This window comes from uncultured Litoreibacter sp. (genome assembly GCF_947501785.1).
Taxonomy (GTDB): domain Bacteria; phylum Pseudomonadota; class Alphaproteobacteria; order Rhodobacterales; family Rhodobacteraceae; genus Litoreibacter.
Map to the genome: position 1 here is coordinate 3575539 of NZ_CANMXB010000001.1, position 18322 is coordinate 3593860.

At 61.1% G+C, this 18322-nt stretch carries 19 protein-coding genes; 10 read left to right on the forward strand and 9 right to left on the reverse strand.

Features of this window, described 5'->3' with window-relative positions; genetic code table 11:
- Positions 1–130: 130 nt before the first annotated feature.
- Positions 131–490, reverse strand: coding sequence for a hypothetical protein (locus Q0899_RS17830; RefSeq protein ID WP_299194608.1), 360 nt, complete (start codon positions 488–490; stop codon positions 131–133).
- Between the two features lie 61 nt (positions 491–551).
- On the reverse strand, positions 552–950 hold the full coding sequence (locus tag Q0899_RS17835; protein ID WP_299194611.1) for a DM13 domain-containing protein: 399 nt from the start codon (positions 948–950) through the stop codon (positions 552–554).
- Positions 951–961: 11 nt separating this feature from the next.
- Here Q0899_RS17835 and Q0899_RS17840 point away from each other — a divergent pair, with 11 nt between their 5' ends.
- Positions 962–1705: a TetR/AcrR family transcriptional regulator gene (locus tag Q0899_RS17840; RefSeq protein WP_299194614.1), complete on the forward strand. Its 744-nt coding sequence runs from the start codon at positions 962–964 to the stop codon at positions 1703–1705.
- On the opposite strand, the gene Q0899_RS17845 is transcribed toward Q0899_RS17840, so the two are convergent.
- The 5 genes from Q0899_RS17845 to Q0899_RS17865 all read right to left on the reverse strand — a co-directional run bounded on the left by Q0899_RS17845 (position 1702) and on the right by Q0899_RS17865 (position 5351).
- On the reverse strand, positions 1702–2358 hold the full coding sequence (locus Q0899_RS17845) for a DUF1007 family protein (RefSeq protein ID WP_299194617.1): 657 nt from the start codon (positions 2356–2358) through the stop codon (positions 1702–1704). The two genes, Q0899_RS17840 and Q0899_RS17845, sit on opposite strands and share 4 nt — an antisense overlap.
- A 46-nt stretch (positions 2359–2404) precedes the next feature.
- A complete protein-coding gene (locus Q0899_RS17850) occupies positions 2405–3655 on the reverse strand; it encodes an aspartate kinase (protein ID WP_299194620.1) in 1251 nt (416 codons plus the stop codon).
- A 72-nt stretch (positions 3656–3727) separates the two neighbouring features.
- A complete protein-coding gene (locus tag Q0899_RS17855; RefSeq protein WP_298360026.1) occupies positions 3728–4387 on the reverse strand; it encodes an SDR family NAD(P)-dependent oxidoreductase in 660 nt (219 codons plus the stop codon).
- Positions 4387–4812, reverse strand: coding sequence for a DUF1178 family protein (locus Q0899_RS17860; protein ID WP_298298601.1), 426 nt, complete (start codon positions 4810–4812; stop codon positions 4387–4389). The genes Q0899_RS17855 and Q0899_RS17860 overlap by 1 nt, the downstream gene beginning before the upstream one ends.
- A 62-nt stretch (positions 4813–4874) precedes the next feature.
- On the reverse strand, positions 4875–5351 hold the full coding sequence (locus tag Q0899_RS17865) for an NUDIX hydrolase (RefSeq protein ID WP_298298605.1): 477 nt from the start codon (positions 5349–5351) through the stop codon (positions 4875–4877).
- Between the two features lie 155 nt (positions 5352–5506).
- On the opposite strand from Q0899_RS17865, the gene Q0899_RS17870 reads away from it, so the two are divergent.
- Positions 5507–6619 carry an acetoin utilization protein AcuC gene (locus tag Q0899_RS17870; protein ID WP_298360024.1) on the forward strand — a complete coding sequence of 371 codons (1113 nt, stop codon included), beginning with the start codon at positions 5507–5509 and terminating at the stop codon, positions 6617–6619.
- On the opposite strand, the gene Q0899_RS17875 is transcribed toward Q0899_RS17870, so the two are convergent.
- Complete coding sequence (locus tag Q0899_RS17875) at positions 6616–7590, reverse strand: threonine dehydratase (protein WP_299194625.1); 975 nt, start codon at positions 7588–7590, stop codon at positions 6616–6618. The two genes, Q0899_RS17870 and Q0899_RS17875, sit on opposite strands and share 4 nt — an antisense overlap.
- Here Q0899_RS17875 and modA point away from each other — a divergent pair.
- From modA to Q0899_RS17915, 8 genes are all read left to right on the forward strand, one after another.
- Positions 7589–8374 carry a molybdate ABC transporter substrate-binding protein gene (gene modA / locus Q0899_RS17880; protein ID WP_299194628.1) on the forward strand — a complete coding sequence of 262 codons (786 nt, stop codon included), beginning with the start codon at positions 7589–7591 and terminating at the stop codon, positions 8372–8374. The two genes, Q0899_RS17875 and modA, sit on opposite strands and share 2 nt — an antisense overlap.
- A complete protein-coding gene (gene modB / locus Q0899_RS17885; protein ID WP_298298612.1) occupies positions 8375–9052 on the forward strand; it encodes a molybdate ABC transporter permease subunit in 678 nt (225 codons plus the stop codon).
- Entirely contained in the window at positions 9049–10149 is a 1101-nt protein-coding gene (gene modC / locus Q0899_RS17890) for a molybdenum ABC transporter ATP-binding protein (protein ID WP_299194632.1), read from the forward strand. Before modB ends, modC begins: the two co-directional genes overlap by 4 nt.
- Positions 10150–10155: 6 nt before the next feature.
- Complete coding sequence (locus Q0899_RS17895; protein ID WP_299194639.1) at positions 10156–13725, forward strand: hydantoinase B/oxoprolinase family protein; 3570 nt, start codon at positions 10156–10158, stop codon at positions 13723–13725.
- 161 nt (positions 13726–13886) lie between these two features.
- Complete coding sequence (locus Q0899_RS17900) at positions 13887–14945, forward strand: Hint domain-containing protein (RefSeq protein ID WP_299194642.1); 1059 nt, start codon at positions 13887–13889, stop codon at positions 14943–14945.
- A gap of 52 nt (positions 14946–14997) precedes the next feature.
- On the forward strand, positions 14998–15657 hold the full coding sequence (locus Q0899_RS17905; RefSeq protein WP_299194645.1) for a M50 family metallopeptidase: 660 nt from the start codon (positions 14998–15000) through the stop codon (positions 15655–15657).
- A gap of 130 nt (positions 15658–15787) precedes the next feature.
- On the forward strand, positions 15788–16408 hold the full coding sequence (gene rpsD, locus Q0899_RS17910) for a 30S ribosomal protein S4 (RefSeq protein ID WP_298298627.1): 621 nt from the start codon (positions 15788–15790) through the stop codon (positions 16406–16408).
- 138 nt (positions 16409–16546) lie between these two features.
- Entirely contained in the window at positions 16547–17668 is a 1122-nt protein-coding gene (locus tag Q0899_RS17915) for a VWA domain-containing protein (protein WP_299194649.1), read from the forward strand.
- On the opposite strand, the gene Q0899_RS17920 is transcribed toward Q0899_RS17915, so the two are convergent.
- On the reverse strand, positions 17658–18320 hold the full coding sequence (locus Q0899_RS17920; RefSeq protein WP_298360007.1) for a hypothetical protein: 663 nt from the start codon (positions 18318–18320) through the stop codon (positions 17658–17660). The two genes, Q0899_RS17915 and Q0899_RS17920, sit on opposite strands and share 11 nt — an antisense overlap.
- Positions 18321–18322: the final 2 nt, after the last annotated feature.

Genomic DNA, 18322 nt, shown 5'->3' on the forward strand with positions numbered 1-18322 from the left:
TTGGTCTTGGCCTAGATATAGGGTAGTTTGTTCTGGATGGGGAGACGTGATTGCACGCGGTAGGCAATCCCCTACCTACACTGCAAATGGGCGGGCCAATTGGCCCACCCAATGGGTCGACATAGGGGTCTTATGCCATTGCTGCTTCGGGTTTATGCAGCCCAACGACAATCAGCACGGTTGTGCCGATGACCCAGTAGTAGGCGGCCTCCAGACCTGTGAAGCCGAATAGGAACGGCGCGGCGACAAAGGCGAGGCCAACAAGGAAATCGACCGTCAAATGCAGCTGATAGGACAGGACTTTGACGACGCCCAGATGATGGTCAGTCAGCAGCGTCAACACCAAGGCGGCAAGGCCTGTGGCCACGGACAGTTGGAGCGCGATGGGATTTACAGCGCCAAGGCCCAAGATGAAGGGCATGGCGATCAAACCAAGGGCGACTGGGTAATCTAGATAAGCGTGGATGGTTTTGGTCACGAAACGGGACATGGGGTACTCCTTTTAAGGCGGGGGATGGGCGCGAGGGCTCATCCCCCGCGCCGCGTAGGGGTTAGTTCAGTGCGGCGACGCCCAGCGGCACTGCGAATTGCCTGCACCAGATGTAGACCTCATTGAAGTCGTCGACATTGACGTTGGCAGGCACGATGTAGACCTGCAGGCCCTCTTTCTGGGTCAACTCCCCCAGGTCAGAGGCGTCGGCATAGACACCATTTGTGCCAAAGCCCACGCGTGGATCGGGGGCGCCATCAAGGCTGAAGTTTTCGTCCAGGATAACAACCGCGCCGCCGCCTGCGGTTTTGACGATGGTCACGCCGCCGGTGGTGATGTGGTCGCTGGCGCCGGTGAATGTACCGGTTGTGTTTGCGGTGCCAGCCGTTGCTGCGACGGGCAGGGCAAGGAAAATTGCTGCGGTTGCCACTGCAGCGAAGCGGGGAAGGGGGAAGATCATATTGGTTGTCCTTGAGTTGGTTTCAATCGGTCAGAATTTCGGGGAGAAAGGCGCTGACTGGGATCGAATTACCATTAGGAACCAATTGGTACAAAACACATGTTTGTGAATTGTGGACTAATTGGTTTATAATTAAACATCACCAATACAAAAAAGGTTACCCAATGGCCCGGCCCAGAGAATTCAATACCGATGACGCGCTGAACGCGGCGATGAACGTGTTCTGGGCCAAGGGGTACGAGGATGCGTCGTTGCCGGATTTGCTGGACGGCATGGGGATCACCCGCGGAAGTCTGTATAAAGCCTTCACGGATAAACGTTCGCTCTTTTTAAGGGTAATGCAACGCTACGAGCAGGAGGCGGTCACCCCCGCGGTGAACTTGCTTGCAGACGACTCAATTTCTGACGGCCTTGACCGCATTGAGACATTGTTCCGCAACGTGGTGCAAACCGTGCGCGGCGGCGATCAGCGCGGATGCCTCATGTGCACCGCCGCCGCTGGGCCCGCTTCCGAAGACATGGAAATCTCCCAAATCGTGCAAAATCTGCTAGATCAAATGAAGGCAGGTTTCGATGCGGCGCTCGCGGCCGCGGGTGATTTTGCCTCGGTCACGCCAGAGACCCGCGCGATCCTGTCCGATATGTTGGTGACACAGTATGTCGGTATTCGCACGCTGACCCGTGCCCAAACAACCGCGGCCCAGCTTGATGCCAGTGTCACGGCTATTATCGCGTTGCTCAGGGCGCGCGCTTAAGTAGAAGGGCAGGACACCAATATCTCGGTCGCGAACGCCTCTCCGAGCATCGGGATGTCCATCTCTTCCAGGTCGGCGTCGGCGTCGATTGACAGCAACATCGCTTCCATCTGGGCAAGCTCGTTGTCGATGTCGGGCTCGACGCGGCGGATGGCGCATTGACCATTTCCGATCAACCGCACCGGCAAAGTCAGCTCGTATGAGGTGTAGTAGCTCTCATCAAAAGCTTGCACCGACAGCGTGTCACCGCCCACCAGGGGGTTGCCCGTCACCTCCCGAATATGCGTGGAGACGATCTGCCCGTTCACCATCGTCGCCGTAGATTTCATCGGGCCGGATAGCTTCAACGGTTGGCCGTCCAGTTTGGCGACCAGGTCGCCATTGAACCCCGGCGCCCATTTCGCGTCGAACCCTGCCAACTTGCGTTCTTCGCGCTTGGTCAGCGCTCCGTCGCCGTCTTTGTCTAGCCCTTTGTCCTCGGCAATCAGCAGGGAATAGAAGGCATCATAGCCCCACGTCACCTTGATATGCGTCAGGCGGCCCTTGCGGTCGAAAACAATATCTACACCCGCCTGTACAAATACATGCGGGTGGGCGTCTGCGGCCTGCGGGGCAAGCAGGGCGGCGGCGATAAGGGGCGCGAGATATCTCATGGGCAAATGCTACCGCAGCCGCCCCGTCAACTCAATCGTGCTTGGCTCAGGCGGCCTGTTCCAGCTCAAACGCGTCATGCAGGGCTTGTACGGCCAGTTCCATGTATTTGCGGTCGATCAGCACCGAAATCTTGATCTCGGACGTGGTGATGACCTTGATGTTGATGCCGTCGGCTTGCAAAGCCTCAAACATCTTCGCCGCCACACCGGCATGCGACCGCATCCCGATGCCAACAACTGAGACCTTGGCCACATCCGTATCCGCCACCAGGTCGTGGAAGTTGATTTCGCCTGCGGCCTTGGCGTCTTCCATGGCTTTCTCGGCGCGCGCCACCTCGTTCACCGGGCAGGAAAAGGTCATGTCGGTGCGACCTTCCTCGGAAATGTTCTGCACGATCATATCCACGTTGACGCCCGCGTCGCTGAGCGGGCCAAAGATCGCCGCGGCGATCCCCGGGCGGTCGGCGACCGAGATCAGCGTCATCTTTGCCTCGTCGCGCGAATAGGCCACGCCTGCCACTACGTTGCTTTCCACGATATCCTCCTCGTCGCAGACCAATGTGCCCGCGTTGTCATCCATTTCCTCAAAGCTGCTTAGAACGCGCAGCTTCACCTTGTAACGCATTGCCAGCTCAACGCTGCGCGTTTGCAGCACTTTCGCGCCCAAAGACGCGAGCTCCAACATTTCCTCAAAGGAAATGCGGTCCAATTTGCGGGCCTTGTCTTCGATGCGCGGGTCGGTGGTGTAGACCCCGTCCACATCGGTGTAGATGTCGCACCGCTCCGCCTCAAACGCGGCGGCGAAGGCCACGGCGGTGGTGTCAGACCCGCCGCGTCCAAGCGTAGTGATCCGGCCTTCGGGCGAAATGCCCTGGAAGCCCGCGACGACCGCGACCTTCATGCCTTCGCCAAATTTAGCGTCCAGATTGTCGGTCGGAATTTCTTCGATCCGGGCCGCGCCATGCGCGTCGGTGGTTTTCAGCGGCACCTGCCAGCCCTGCCAGCTGCGCGCCGGGACGTCCATTTCCTGCAGCGTCAGCGCCATCAGCCCGGCGGTGACGTTCTCGCCTGACGACACGATCGCGTCATATTCGCGCGCGTCATACATAGGGGAGGTTTCGTTGACCCAGCCTACCAGCTCGTTCGTCTTGCCCGACATGGCGGAGACGATGACGATCACCTCGTAACCTTTCGCCACCTCGACGCCTACGCGTTTGGCGGCCCGCTTGATGCGGTCCAGGTTCGCGACGGAGGTCCCGCCGAATTTCATAACAAGCCGTTTTGCGGGCGCAGTCATTTCATCGTCCATTGCGTAGAGATAAAGTCCGCCCGCGTCTTATGCCGCTACGCCGCCAAGGGCAAGCCGCCGTTAGAAGGGATGCGGGCTGCCGTCATAGGTCAGGAACTCGCCGGTCGAACCTATGCCGAGCGCATCAAACCGCGTCATCAGCCCGTCGCGGGACTGATCTACTGTGATTGCCGCAGCGTCGCCGCCCATATCTGTCTGCACCCAGCCGGGGTGATAGATGCCAACTGCTATGCCTTCAGACGCCAGGTCGCTCGCCAGATTGCGTCCCAAATTCAGCACCGCCGATTTGGAGGCGCGATAGATGTAGGATCCGCCCGGCGCCAATTCAGAGGACGCCATTTGTGACGAGATAATTGCGATCTTGCCGGCCTTTGCTGCCCGCAGTTTCGGCAGCAATGTCTGAATGGTCAGGAACACGCCGGTCACGTTGGTGGCAAAGCTGTCTGCCCACATCTGCGCGGGGTAGCCGCCGTCCAGCGCTTGGCCCTTGTCGTGGTAAACGCCCGCATTACACACCAGCAAATCCACCGTATCCGCCGCATAGTTGGCTGCTAGACGGTCAAATGCGCCCGCTTCAGACACATCCAATTGCATCCAGTCGCCGCCGTCCGGCCGCGACCCACGATATGTGCCAAACACCGCGTCGCCGCGCGCCGCGTAACCGTCAAACAGGGCGCGCCCGATGCCGCGGGTGGCACCGGTGATCAATACATTGCTCATCAATTGGTCTTTCTGGAGGGCATGAAGGGCAAAGGCACCACAGGCACGCCGTCTTCTATCAGGGCTTTCGCCTCGTCCGGTTTGGCCTGACCGTAGATAGAACGCTCAGGCGTTTCGCCGTCATGTATCTTGCGCGCCTCGGCGGCGAAGTCGGTCCCCACATCCTCCGAGGTGGCCTCCACCTTCTCCCGCAGCTCTTTGAACGCCTGTTCCGCTGTGGATGCGGGCGCGGACAAGGGGCGCTCCACATTCGTGTCAGTCGCCTTTCCGATCCGTGGGGCCATCACTGACTTGCGAACGTCCGTCCCGCCGCAGATGGCACACGTGACCATCGACGCCGACAGAAGCTTGTCAAACGCGTCAGCGGACTGGAACCAGCTGTCAAACTGGTGGTCCTTGTCGCATATCAGGGAGTAGCGGATCATCTGTTGGACAACTTCTTACAAACGTGTTCGACCAAACATAGGCGGCGCTTGCGCAGGTGCAACTACCGTTCCAGCAAAGCCGGGTCAAAATGCTTCAAAATCTTGCGCAATTCCGGTTCACGCACCTTTTCAGCGGCCTTTTTCAGGCTGAACCATTTGCGGCGTCGCTCATCCATTTCGGGGTATTCGTCCAACACTTTCCTCACCCGCACCGGGAATACCGACACGGCACACGGCAAATCGTCCGTGCCGTCCATCATTTTGGTGTAGGAATATAGTCCCAGACAAACATTGAGCGCCTTGCCCTCAACACCCGCTTCCTCAAAAGCTTCGGTGGCGGCGGTTTGCGCAGGTGTCGCGCCTTCAACCGGCCAGCCCTTGGGGATGATCCAGCGGCCCCGTTGACGGCTTGTGACCAGCAAAATCTGAGTTTTTTCGTTCTTGACGCGATAGCACAGGGCCGCGAATTGGGTGCGAACGTCTCGTTTGTTTTTGGCCTCCATCCGCAGAGGGGCCTGCTTCATACGCAGAAGTGACATAAACCGCCTAAATCGTCGTTTCTTATTTGTTTTGCAGTATCATAGCCGCAAAATCCCAGTTTTTAAAGGGTAGGCTGTTTTGGTTAAGGATTTGCAACACGCAGGGCAGCGGATAGGGCTTGGCTTCCGGACCTGCCGATTTATGGTCGAACGCCATGACCGCCCGGCCCATTTTCATCGGATCCGAGATCTACAGAGGCTCCAGCTACGGCCGTTGGCACCCCCTTCGGGTGCCGCGTGTGTCAACCGTGATGGACCTGGCGCGCGCCATGGATTGGTTGCCGCCCGAGCAGTACGTGACCTCCCCCCGGGCCAAAGCATCGGCGTTGCAGGCCTGGCACCACCGCGACTACATCAAGGCGCTTCAACGCGCCGAACGCACGCAAGAGGTCGGTGAGCAGGACAAAGAGCGTTACCAGCTTGGCACTGTCACCAACCCGGTCTTCCCGCAGATGTTTTCCCGCCCCGCCACCGGGGTTGGCGGCGCGCTGCTGGCGGGCGAATTGTTGAAGTCGGGCGGCATCGTTTACCAGCCCGGCGGCGGTACCCATCACGGGATGCCGGGGCACGCCAACGGGTTTTGCTACCTCAATGACCCGGTGTTTGCGATCCAGTCCCTGCGTCGCAACGGCGCTGCTCGCATCGCTTATGTGGACATAGACGCCCACCACCCGGACGGGGTGGAACATGCCTTTGGCGATGATCCTGGCACCTTGCTGATCTCAACGCACGAGGCGGGCCTTTGGCCACGCTCTGGCCTGTTGGGCGGCGCGCCCACCACACTAAACCTGCCGGTCCCGCGCGGGCTTCATGACGACGACATGGCGTTGATCCTGGATGAACTGATCCTGCCTCTGGTGCAGAGTTTCAAACCGGACGCGATCGTGCTGCAATGCGGGGCCGACGCAGTTGAGGAGGACCCTCAATCCCATCTCTCTGTGTCCAACAACGCCCATTGGGCGGTGGTCAGCGCTTTGCAAAACATGGCCCCGCGCTATTTGGTGCAAGGCGGTGGGGGGTACAATCCGTGGTCCGTTGGTCGTCTCTGGACCGGCGTTTGGGCAACGCTCAATGGGCATGACATTCCCGAAACGCTCCCCGAGCAAGCCGAAGCCGTCCTGCGTGGGTTAGAATTCAAGAGCAACAGCCGAGGCCGCAACCCGCCCAACCACTGGTTCACCACCATCCGCGACCAACCGAGAGGCGGCCCAATCCACGAGGGCCTGCGCCGCGACATTCAAACGCTTCGCGACCTCGCAAGGTTCTAAACCGTTGGCGTGCCGCCCTCCAACACCGTCTTGAACCAGCCGGTATCCACGTTGCCGCCGCACAAAATCACGCCCACTTTCTTGCCTGACATGGCGTTACGCTCCTGCATCAGCCCCGCCAATGGCGCGGCGCCCGCGCCCTCCGACATGTTATGCGTCGCGGTGTAGTAAAGCCGCATCGCATCGGCGACTTCGTCGTCGCTCACCGCCAAAAACCGCGCGGCTCCTTTGGAATAAATGTCGTATGCCTCCTGCACAGGGACCCGCACGGCCATTCCGTCGGCAAAGGTGCGGGCCGAGTTCGTCTCGACCAACCGTCCCGCTTCCACCGACAGTTTCGCCGTCTGCGCCTGGTCCGACACCACGCCCACGACTTCCGTCTTCAGACCCAACGCGTCCCGCGCTAGGATGGTGCCGCAAATCCCTGACCCGCAGCCGATGGGCACGTAAACCACGTCCAGATCCGGCGCCTCGCTGAACAGCTCAAATGCGTAGGTCGCAACGCCCCGCACCAACTCGTCATGGAAGGGCGGCACGATGAACAGCCCTTGTTCTTCGGCGACGCGGAACGCCTCCACCTTCGCCTCGTCAAAGTCATCGCCGAACTCTACCAGTTCCGCTCCAAAGGCCTGCATCGCGGCGTTTTTCTCCACCGAGTTGCCGCGTGGCACATAAACCAACGCCCGCAATCCCAACGCCGTTGCCGCCCGGGCTTGAGACTGCCCATGGTTGCCTCGGGTCGCGGTGCAGATGCCCTTGTATTCGGGATGCGTGCGCACCAGCCAGTCCATGAAGGTGATCCCGCCGCGCACTTTGAAGGCCCCGGTGGGCCCATGGTTTTCATGCTTCACCCATGTCTCGCAGCCGGTACTTTCGTTCAGCAACGGCCATGAATATTGCGGGGTGGGGGCCATATGGCGGTGCACCAGTGCGGCGGCCGCCTCTAAGTCGGATTTGGTCATAGTAAACATGAGCCGAACCCTACGCCCCTGCGCCGCGCGCACAAGTCCAGAAATAACGCTTGCGCCCGCCGCGCCGGAGGTCACAATCGCCCGGATGCTGCTAACGCGACGCCATATGATTGCCCTCGGGGCCGCCGCGTGTACCACGCGCGCTTATGCGTCCGAGGTGCCTACCGTGTTCGCCGCGGCCAGCTTGAAATCCGTGCTCGACGAGATCGCCTCGGAAGTCACCCCCATGCGGCTGGTATATGCAGGCAGCGGCACGCTCGCTCGCCAGATCCAGCAAGGCGCGCCGGCCGACCTCTTCATCTCTGCCAATGCGCAGTGGATGGACGCGGTGACGCCGCAGATTATGGCGGGCACCCGCCGCGACCTTTTGGGCAATGCGCTGGTCATTGTCGGCCCGCAGGGGCACCCGCCGCTGGACCTAAGCGCAGCGCCCAAAGGCCGCATCGCCATGGGCTTCACGAACGCGGTCCCCGCCGGTCAATACGCCAAAGCCGCATTCGAAAAATTGAACCTCTGGGACCAGCTGGAAATTGTCGAGACCGACAACGTCCGCGCCGCCCTGGTTCTCGCAGCCCGCGGCGAAGTACCCTTCGCGGTTACGTATGCAACCGACGCCCGCGCAGACCCACGCGTCAAAATCTTGCACCGTTTCGCCCCCAACCTGCACCCGCCGATCACCTACCCGATGGCCGCGCTGTCACGCTCATACAACCACACAATCCAAGCCCTTACCTCCCCCGAAGCCGCCGCGATTTTCAAGGCGGCCGGCTTCACGGTGCTGTAAATGAGCCTTGGCCCTGAAGAATGGCAGGCCATCACCCTGTCGCTGCAGGTGGCGCTGACGGCCACCATCCTCAGCCTGCCGCTGGCGATCTGGGTGGCGCATGTGCTGGCCCGCAAAACCTTCCCCGGCAAACAGATCCTCAACGCCGCCGTGCACCTGCCGCTGATCCTGCCGCCCGTGGTCACCGGCTACCTGCTGTTGCTGGCCTTCGGCGCTCAAGGCGCGATCGGTGCAATGCTCGCCAAAATCGGTGTCACCCTGGCCTTCAAGTGGACCGGCGCGGTGCTGGCTGCCGCCATCATGGCCTTCCCCTTGATGGTTCGCGCCATCCGGTTGGGGATAGAGGCAGTCGATCCCAAACTTGAACAGGCGGCCACAACCCTCGGGGCATCCCCCGTCAGGGTGTTCGCCACAATCACGCTGCCAATGTGCTTGCCATCCGTCATTGCAGGCGCGGTCCTCGCGTTTGCCAAAGCTCTGGGCGAGTTCGGGGCCACCATCACCTTCGTCGCCTCCATCCCCGGCGAGACCCGGACGCTGCCCTCGGCCATCTACGCCTTCCTGCAGGTCCCCGGTGCGGAACGCTCCGCCATCAACCTGACCATCATTGCCGTCATCATCGCGGTCGCCGCGCTGCTTATCTCGGAGTGGCTTGCACAAAAGGCGGCCCGCAGATGAGTGGCGGTTTCGAGATACGGGTGCGTCAGCAGCTGGGGGCGTTCACCCTCGACGTTGGGCTGCAAGGCACGCAAAGCGGGGTCACTGCGCTATTCGGCCCGTCTGGGTCCGGCAAGACCAGTCTTGTCAATGCGGTCGCGGGGCTGAGCAGACCCGACTACGCCTTTATCCGCATCGGGGATCGGGTGCTTAGCGACACCAACACGGGCGTCTTTGTGCCGCCCCACCAGCGCCGGGTCGGCTACGTATTTCAGGACGCGCGCCTGTTCCCTCATATGAGCGTTGCGCAAAATCTCGATTACGGGCGACCCAAAATGGTCTCGCTGCCCACCTCCTTGCCGCTGTTGGCCGAGACACTGGGGATCGGCCATTTGATGGAGCGGTCCCCAAAAGACCTGTCCGGCGGGGAGGCGCAGCGGGTGGCCATAGGGCGCGCCCTGATGAGCAACCCGGCCATCTTGCTGATGGATGAACCGCTGGCCTCTCTCGATCAGGCGCGGCGGGACGAGATTTTACCCTATCTCGACCAGCTCACCCAAATGACCGACACGCAAATTTTCTACGTCTCCCATTCCATGGCCGAGGTGGCGCGGCTGGCCGACACGCTTGTTCTGCTGAAAGAGGGTCAGGTCATCCGCCAAGGCCCCGCCGCCGACATCCTGTCAGACCCCGCCGCGGTTCCCGACATAGGCGTGCGCGAGGCGGGAGCGGTGCTGACGGTGCATGTCAAATCGCAGGACGCGGGCGACGGGCTGAGCGAGCTGGCAACCTCCGCCGGCAGGCTGCTGCTGCCGAAGTTCAACGCCCCTGACGGAACCCAATTGCGGGTCCGCATCTTGGCGTCCGACATCATTCTGTCCAGGGACAAGCCGGACGGGCTCTCGGCGTTGAACATCCTTCCGGCCGTCGTCGCAGAAATTATCGAGGGTGCAGGCCCCGGCGTCGCCGTCGCGCTGAAATCGGGCGAAGACCGGCTGCTCGCCCGCATCACCCGCCGCTCCGCCCGCGCGTTGAAGCTGGCGCAGGGCATCAAATGTTATGCGGTCATCAAAACCGTGTCCGTAGCACCCGGCAATATCGGCCAGCACAAAGGATAAAGCGTTATGTGGCAATTCTGGGTAGATCGCGGCGGCACATTTACGGATGTGGTGGCTAAGCGCCCTGATGGCTGTTTCGACACGTTGAAGCTGCTCAGCGAGAATCCGGAGCAGTACCAAGATGCCGCTGTCGAGGGCGTGCGCCGCGCGCTCGGGTTGGGCGTGCATGATCCGCTGCCGGAGGGCCAGATTGACGCCGTGAAGATGGGCACGACTGTGGCCACCAACGCGCTGCTGGAGCGCAAGGGCGACCCGACGCTGCTGCTGATCACCGAAGGGCTGCGCGACTTGTTAAGGATCGGTTACCAAAACCGCCCCCGCCTGTTTGACCTCGAAATCATCCTGCCGGAGCTGCTCTACGCCGATGTTGCCGAGGTTCCCGGTCGTTTGGATGCCGCTGGCAACGAGATAACGCCGCTTGATGAAGACGCGGTGCGCAAGCCGCTCGAAGCGGCCTTCAACGCCGGCATTCGCGGCGTTGCGATCGCGCTGATGCATGCCTATCTCAACCCCGCGCATGAGGACCGTATCGCGGAGATCGCGCGTGAAATCGGGTTCACTCAAATCTCCACCTCGTCATCCACCTCCAAGCTCATCAAATTGGTCGGGCGCGGCGACACCACGGTGGTCGACGCCTACCTGTCGCCCATCCTGCGCCGCTACGTTGATCAGGTCGCGGGCGCGCTGGAGGGCGCTAAGCTTTTCTTCATGCAGTCCAACGGTGGGTTAACGGATGCCCGTCTGTTCCAAGGCCGCGACGCCATTCTGTCCGGCCCAGCAGGCGGGGTGGTTGGCATGGTCAAAACGGCTGAAGCGGCTGGCTTTGATAAGCTGATCGGGTTCGACATGGGCGGAACCTCTACTGACGTGTGCCACTATGCCGGCGAATATGAACGTTCCTTCGAGACTGAGGTTGCGGGCGTAAGGATGCGCGCGCCGATGATGAATATCCACACCGTAGCGGCGGGTGGCGGGTCCATTCTGACCTTCCGCGACGGGCGCTATCAGGTTGGGCCCGAAAGTGCCGGCGCTGATCCCGGCCCCGCATGCTACCGCCGCGGCGGGCCGCTGACGGTGACAGATTGCAACGTGATGCTCGGCAAGCTGAACCCCGACCATTTCCCCGCGATCTTCGGACCCAATGCGGATCAGCCGTTGGACATCGACATCGTCACAGAGAAATTCAAAGCCCTCGCCGCCGAGATAGCCGAGGCCACCGGGTTCCCCGCGGTGACCCCAGAGGAAACCGCCGAAGGGTTCTTGCGCATCGCGGTGCAGAACATGGCGCGTGCGATCAAGAAGATCAGCGTGGAACGCGGCTATGACGTGACACGCTATACGCTGAACTGCTTTGGCGGCGCGGGCGGGCAGCATGCGTGTCTGATTGCTGACACTCTGGGGATGAAGACCGTATTCCTGCATCCTTTCGCTGGGGTCCTCAGCGCTTTCGGGATGGGGCTGGCTGATATCAGGGCGCTCAGGGAGGAGCAGTTTGACGGCGACCTTAATGACACCTCCAAGGCCAATGCGCGGCTTGACGATATGGCGCGGGACGCGGCGGGCGAGGTCGAAGGGCAGGGTGTTCCAGCCGACCTCATTTCCGTGCAGCATCGGGTGCATCTGAAATACAAGGGCTCGCATCAGTCCCTCGGGGTTCCCCGCGGGGAACCTGAGGACATGGCGCGGGATTTTGAGGCCGCGCATATCGCGCGGTTTGGGTTCGCCTCGCCATCAGGGGACCTGATGATCGACATGCTGTCGGTCGAAGCGATCGGTGCAGGCGACGCATTGTCCGACGCCACCAGTTCCCCGCGGGGAACCGCCTCCGCTTTTGCGCATGTCACTATGGCGGGCGCGAAGACCCCTTTGTTCAAACGAGAGGACCTGCCCGCAGGGCAACATATCAAAGGCCCCGCGATCATCACGGAGGCCACGGGCACCAACATCGTCGAACCCGGCTGGTCGGCGGAGCATGACCGCGCGGGCAACCTGATCCTGCGCCGCACAGAGGAAATTCAACGGGAAACGGCGTTGGGGACGCAGGCCGATCCGGTGATGCTTGAAGTGTTCAACAACCTGTTCATGTCCATCGCCGAACAGATGGGGAGCACTCTGGCGAACACGGCATGGTCGGTGAACATCAAGGAACGCTTTGACTTCTCCTGCGCGCTATTCGATGCGACGGGCGCCTTGGTCGCGAACGCGCCACATGTGCCGGTGCATCTGGGGTCGATGTCGGATTCCGTGCGCAAGGTGGCGGAGCTGAACGCGGGCGCGATGAAACCCGGCGACGCGTTCATGCTGAATAACCCCTATAACGGCGGCACCCATTTGCCGGATGTCACTGTTATCACGCCGGTCTTCGACAAGGCGGGGGAGACGATCCTGTTCTATGTGGGCTCGCGCGGGCACCACGCGGATATTGGCGGGCGCACGCCGGGGTCGGCGCCGCCTGACAGCACGCATATCGAGGAAGAAGGCGTGGTGATCGACAATTTCCGGCTGGTCGATGGCGGAACGCTCCGCGAACAGGCGACGCGGGAATTGTTAAGTTCGGGTAAATATCCGTGTCGCAACGTAGATGAGAACATGCGCGATCTGGAGGCGCAGGTGGCTGCCAATGCCACGGGCATTCGCGAAGTTCACCGGATGGTGGACAATTTCGGGTTGGACACGGTGCTGGCCTATATGGGCCATGTGCAGGCGAATGCGGAGGCCTCAGTTCGCAGGGTCGTTGGAAGGCTGAAATCCGGCTCGTTCGAATACCCGCTCGATGAGGGTCAGGTGATCCGCGTGAAGGTCACGGTCGACGCCGAGAAGGGCGAGGCGGTGATTGACTGGACGGGCACCTCCGAACAACGCGCTAACAATTACAACGCGCCGCGTGCGGTGTGTAACGCGGTGGTTTTGTATGTATTCCGGCTGCTGGTGGGGTCGGACATTCCGCTGAACGAGGGTTGCCTGACCCCCCTGACGATCATTGCGCCTGAGGGGACGATGATTAACCCGCGCCCTCCGGCGGCGGTGATTTCTGGCAATACCGAAGTCAGCCAATCCATGTGCGATTGCCTGCTGGGCGCGTTGGACGTGATCGCGGGATCTCAGGCGACGATGAACAATTTTGTCTGGGGCAATGAGCGGTTCCAGAATTATGAGACCATCGCGGGTGGCACCGGCGCGGGACCGGGTTTTAATGGCCAGTCAGCGGTGCAAGTGCATATGACCAACACGTTGATGACTGATCCCGAGATATTGGAGACGCGGTTCCCAGTGCGGTTGGAGCGGTTTGAAATCCGGCAGGGCTCGGGCGGGGACGGCAAGTGGCGTGGTGGCAACGGGGTGATCCGGCGGCTGCGGTTTTTGGAGGATGTGACGGTGACGACGCTGTCGTGCCACCGGATCACGCGGGCGCATGGGAAACATGGCGGCGAGGATGGTGCTGTGGGGGTTGATGAAGTGCTGCGGCTGGACGGTACACGCCAGCGTTTGAAAGGAAATGACGAGGCCGAACTGGCTGCGGGCGAGGCATTTGAGATGCGCACGCCTGCCGGGGGTGGCTGGGGCGCGGCTGAGTGATACCGGCCCTGCGGGGCGCATATTTTTACCAAGATGAAACGGGTTGTGACAAAATCGACTCAAATTTTCTGTGTGAGGTCAAGGCGCTAGGCAGGCGCGGTTGAGGCGTGATAGCCTGCTGCAAAAGACGACGACAAAAACACTTGAGCAGGTAACAGGCGATGGGCACGGGCTTCGGCGGCACGTATGTCCTGACCTCTGATCAGACCCGTTTGGATGGCGTGCCGGCAACGACCGGCCAAGCCCCCCAATTAGGACAGGTCTGGAGTTGGCAGGGCGAGGCCGTTCGATTGGACGGGCCGCAATCCACATTTCTTTTGGGCACCTCGCTGGGCCATGACGCCTGGCGCGCGCGCGTGGCCAAGGCCGTGCAGCGGCGATTTGAGGTGCCAGATGCAGGCACCGGGCACGACGCGCCTTTGCCCCATGACGAAATACCGCAAGGTTTTCTGATCTCGGATGGCACCAGCCAATTCACCTTGATCCCGGTTGATGCGGCCGGCACAGGCAAGACATTGCTCTGGTGCGCCGACGGCATGCCCGCTGCCGGGCGGAATTACAATGTCATGCGCGTGGCACCCGAAGAGACCGTGCTGCGCCGCACCGGCGAGTTTGGCGGCGACGTCATTTGTTTCACCGCCGGGACGCGTATCGGCACCCCGGACGGGCACCAACTGGTCGAGCATCTGGGCGTCGGCGACATGGTGCAGACCAAGGATAACGGCGTACAGCAGATTTTGTGGATCGGAGCGCGGCGGATCACGGGCGCTCGGATGTACGCCATGCCCGAATTGCGGCCCGTGCGGCTACGCGCGGGCGCATTGGAGATGAAGGTCCCGGATGAGGACCTTTTGGTCTCCCCCCACCACCGGATGTTGTATTCGGGTCCGAATGCGCAGGATTTGTTCAACGCGCAGGAGGTTCTGATTTCGGCCCGCGACATGGTCAACGACCACTCGATCTATGTCGATTACAGCGTGCGCGAGGTCACCTATATTCATTTGATGTTTGCGCGGCACCAGATCCTGTGGGCCAACGGGGTGCCGACCGAAAGCTTCCACCCCGCCAACACCACGCTCGAAACCGTTGAGCCGCAGCAGCGCGATGCGCTGCTGGACGTGTTCCCCGACCTAGCCGATGACCTGCAAAGCTACGGGGGTCACGCGCGGCGCAACCTGGCCAAGCCAGAGGCCGCGATCCTGCTGCACGAGCGGGTCTGATCCGGTGCAGCGCCTGAAGACATTTGTAAGCGGGCATTGGCAGCTTTTTGCGATGACGGCGGTTATTTTTGCCCTGTGGCAGACGCCCGTGGTGATTCCGCTGAAGATACTGGTGGTTTACCTGCATGAGCTGTCGCATGGCGCGGCGGCGATTATGACTGGCGGCGATATCGAGCAGCTGAACGTCTCGCCGCATCAGGGCGGGTTTGCTTTGACCCGGGGCGGGTCGCGGTTTGTGATCTTGTCTGCCGGATATGTCGGCTCGCTGGTCATTGGCATGGTTCTGCTTGTGCTCGCTTTGCGCAGTACCGCGGATCGCATTGTGATGGCGGTTTTGGGCACCGTCACCTTGCTGGCGACCGTGCTTTACATGCGTGACGCGTTTACGATTGCATTTGGGGCGGTGACCGGGGCCGCGATGCTGGCTTGCGCCAAATGGCTTTCACTTGCCATCAACGACATGGTGTTGCGGGTGATCGGGCTGACGTCGATGATTTATGTGCCTTATGACATTTTTGACGACACAATCCGGCGCTCAACCCTGCGCTCGGATGCATTCATGCTGGCCGAGGAGTTTGGTGGAACCACCATCATGTGGGGGGCGACGTGGCTGGTGATCAGTCTGCTGGTTATCGTTGTCGCCCTGCGGTTTGCTTTGGGGCAGCATAGCAACATTGATTTTCGTGCCAAAGGCCCGTTGACTCGGGGCTGATCCCCTATATAAGCCGCGTTTCATTGGTGTTGGTGGCCCCCGCAAGGGGATGCCCTGTCGTTCCGGCAAAATCCGGGAAGAGGACAACGCCCTTCACGCCCGCAAGGGTTCTTTAGAAGGAGATCAGCGTATGACTAAACGTACCGCTGCCAAATACAAAATTGACCGCCGGATGGGCGAAAACATCTGGGGTCGTCCGAAATCCCCTGTTAACCGCCGTGAATACGGCCCCGGCCAGCACGGTCAGCGCCGCAAGGGCAAGCTTTCCGACTTTGGTCTGCAGCTGCGCGCCAAGCAGAAGCTGAAAGGCTACTACGGCGACCTGACCGAGAAGCAATTCAAGCGCATCTACATCGAAGCGGCTCGTGTTAAAGGCGATACTGGCGAAAACCTGATCGGCCTGCTGGAGCGCCGTCTGGACGCGGTTGTCTACCGCGCCAAGTTCGTGGCGACCGTCTTTGCAGCACGCCAGTTCGTGAACCACGGCCATGTCCGTGTGAACGGCAAGAAGGTGAACATCCCGTCCTACCGCGTCAAAGAAGGCGACGTGATCGAGGTGCGGGACCGGTCCAAGCAGATGGTTGCGTTGCTGGAGGCCGTGCAGTTGGCTGAGCGCGACGTGCCTGAGTATATCGAGGCGGACCACTCCAAAATGACGGCGACATTCGTGCGCACCCCGGGTCTGGGCGACGTGCCTTACCCCGTCATGATGGAGCCAAACCTCGTGATCGAATATTACGCGCAGAACTAATCTGCCGCGATTTGAGATTGAAAAGCCGCTCCTTCGGGGGCGGCTTTTTGCGTTTGGGGGGAAATTACGGGTTGGTATCCCCTATCGCTCCTGCGTATGGGGCCCTAGCCTGACGTTATTCATTGGTTTGGAGGTTTCATGCTTAGGCGGATCGTTCTTACGGCACTTCTGGCGGGAACCATGCCGGCCCTGGCGGACGGTGATCATTGCAAACAACTTTATCAGCAGATGCTCACCAAGACCTCAGCAGACCCTGACAGCTGCATCCCAGTCATTCCACCGACCGAAGCATTTGAACAATGCGTGAAACCGTTTGACTACGCTGGCGCGCGGCAGGCGTCGCATGTGGTGATGATCTTGGACGCCTCGGGTTCCATGGCAGGGCAGCTGAACGGCGACAGCAAAATGAACGCGGCTAAGCGTGAGGCTGCCAAGTTCCTGAATGATCTGGCCGCTGACTTGCCGGTGGGGCTGATGGTTTACGGGCATCTGGGCACCAATCAGGAAAGCGGCAAGGCCGAGTCCTGCGCGGGCATAGAAATGATGCGGCCCATCGGGAAAAGCCGACGTGATGTGTCGGACAGCATTCGCGCTTTGCAGCCGACGGGGTGGACCCCGATGGCTGCCTCGCTGGCTTATGCGGAGCAAGAATTTGGCAACCTGCCGCCTGTGAAGGAGGGCGTGGAGTCCGTGCCGGTCGTCTATCTGGTCTCGGACGGGGAGGAGACCTGCGGCGGCGACCCGGTGGCAGCAGCGCGCTCACTGCACGAATCTGGCGTTCAGGCGACAGTGAATGTGATCGGGTTTGACGTGGATGCGGCGACGCGGGCACAGTTGGAGGCGATTTCAGCCGCTGGGGGCGGGCAGTTTTTCCCGGCGAAGGATGCGGCGGCGTTGCGGGCGCATTTGAACGCGGCGTCTGCTGCGGAGCAGTCTCATGTGCGGTTCCAGAAGTGCATTTTTGAAAATGAGAGCCGCGCGAACCGTCCCATCTACAAGGCGCTGCAGGGGTTTGCCCCTTGCATGAACCGCCAGTCCGAGACGAACTTTGCCAAGATCATGCGGGCGCAGCTAAAGGCGCTCGGCCCCGAGGATGACAAGCAATGCGGGCTGGAAATCTCGCTGCGCATTGGGCGGGATCAGGGCGAGATCACCAAACCTTTGCTCAAGCTGTACAACGATCTGTTGGACCAGCAGCAGGCTGCGCGGGCCGCGGCTCGGGAATTGTCTGTCCTGACAGCGCTACCACCTAAGCAGTAGCGTGCCAGATACCGACCACGCCCACGAGGATCAGGCTGAGCGCCCAGACCACGTCGAGGTTGAACCACGTCTTGGACAGGAATTTCAGCCCGAGCCAGTAGTACATGATCGCGGCCAGGACGCCGCCCGCCAGCATCATCGCGGCGGTGTGGGCCGTGGCAACGGTGAAGGCGATGCCAACATTTGAACTCATCAGCGCGTAGGCGGCGGTGTGGCCAGCGTCTAATTCCGCGACGGCGCAGATGCCCAAGTATATCGGTACCAGCATCAGGCCCGCGCCATGGGCGAGTGCCGCAAGGAAAGACCACAGGCCCAGCTTGGCGGGGCTGACGCGGGCCAGGAAGCGCGGGTGGCGGCGGTTGATCAGCAGGTAGATGCCCAGCGCGATAACCAGCAGGCCCGCGCCGATGCGGATTTGTCGCTCGTATTCGACGAGGGTGATCATCACCGAGAAGGGCAACAGGATCGCCGTCATGGCGATGAAGTGCCCGATAGCGAGGGCGGCGAGTGCGCGCAGCAAGGCGGATGGCTTTTGCTCGAACAGCGCGGCGGAGACGGCCAAGGGCCAGCCCATGCCGGGGTTCACGCCGTGATAGATGCCGGAGAAAATGACGGCCCACCAGAGGGCCGCCACCGATGTTACGTCTTCCAAGC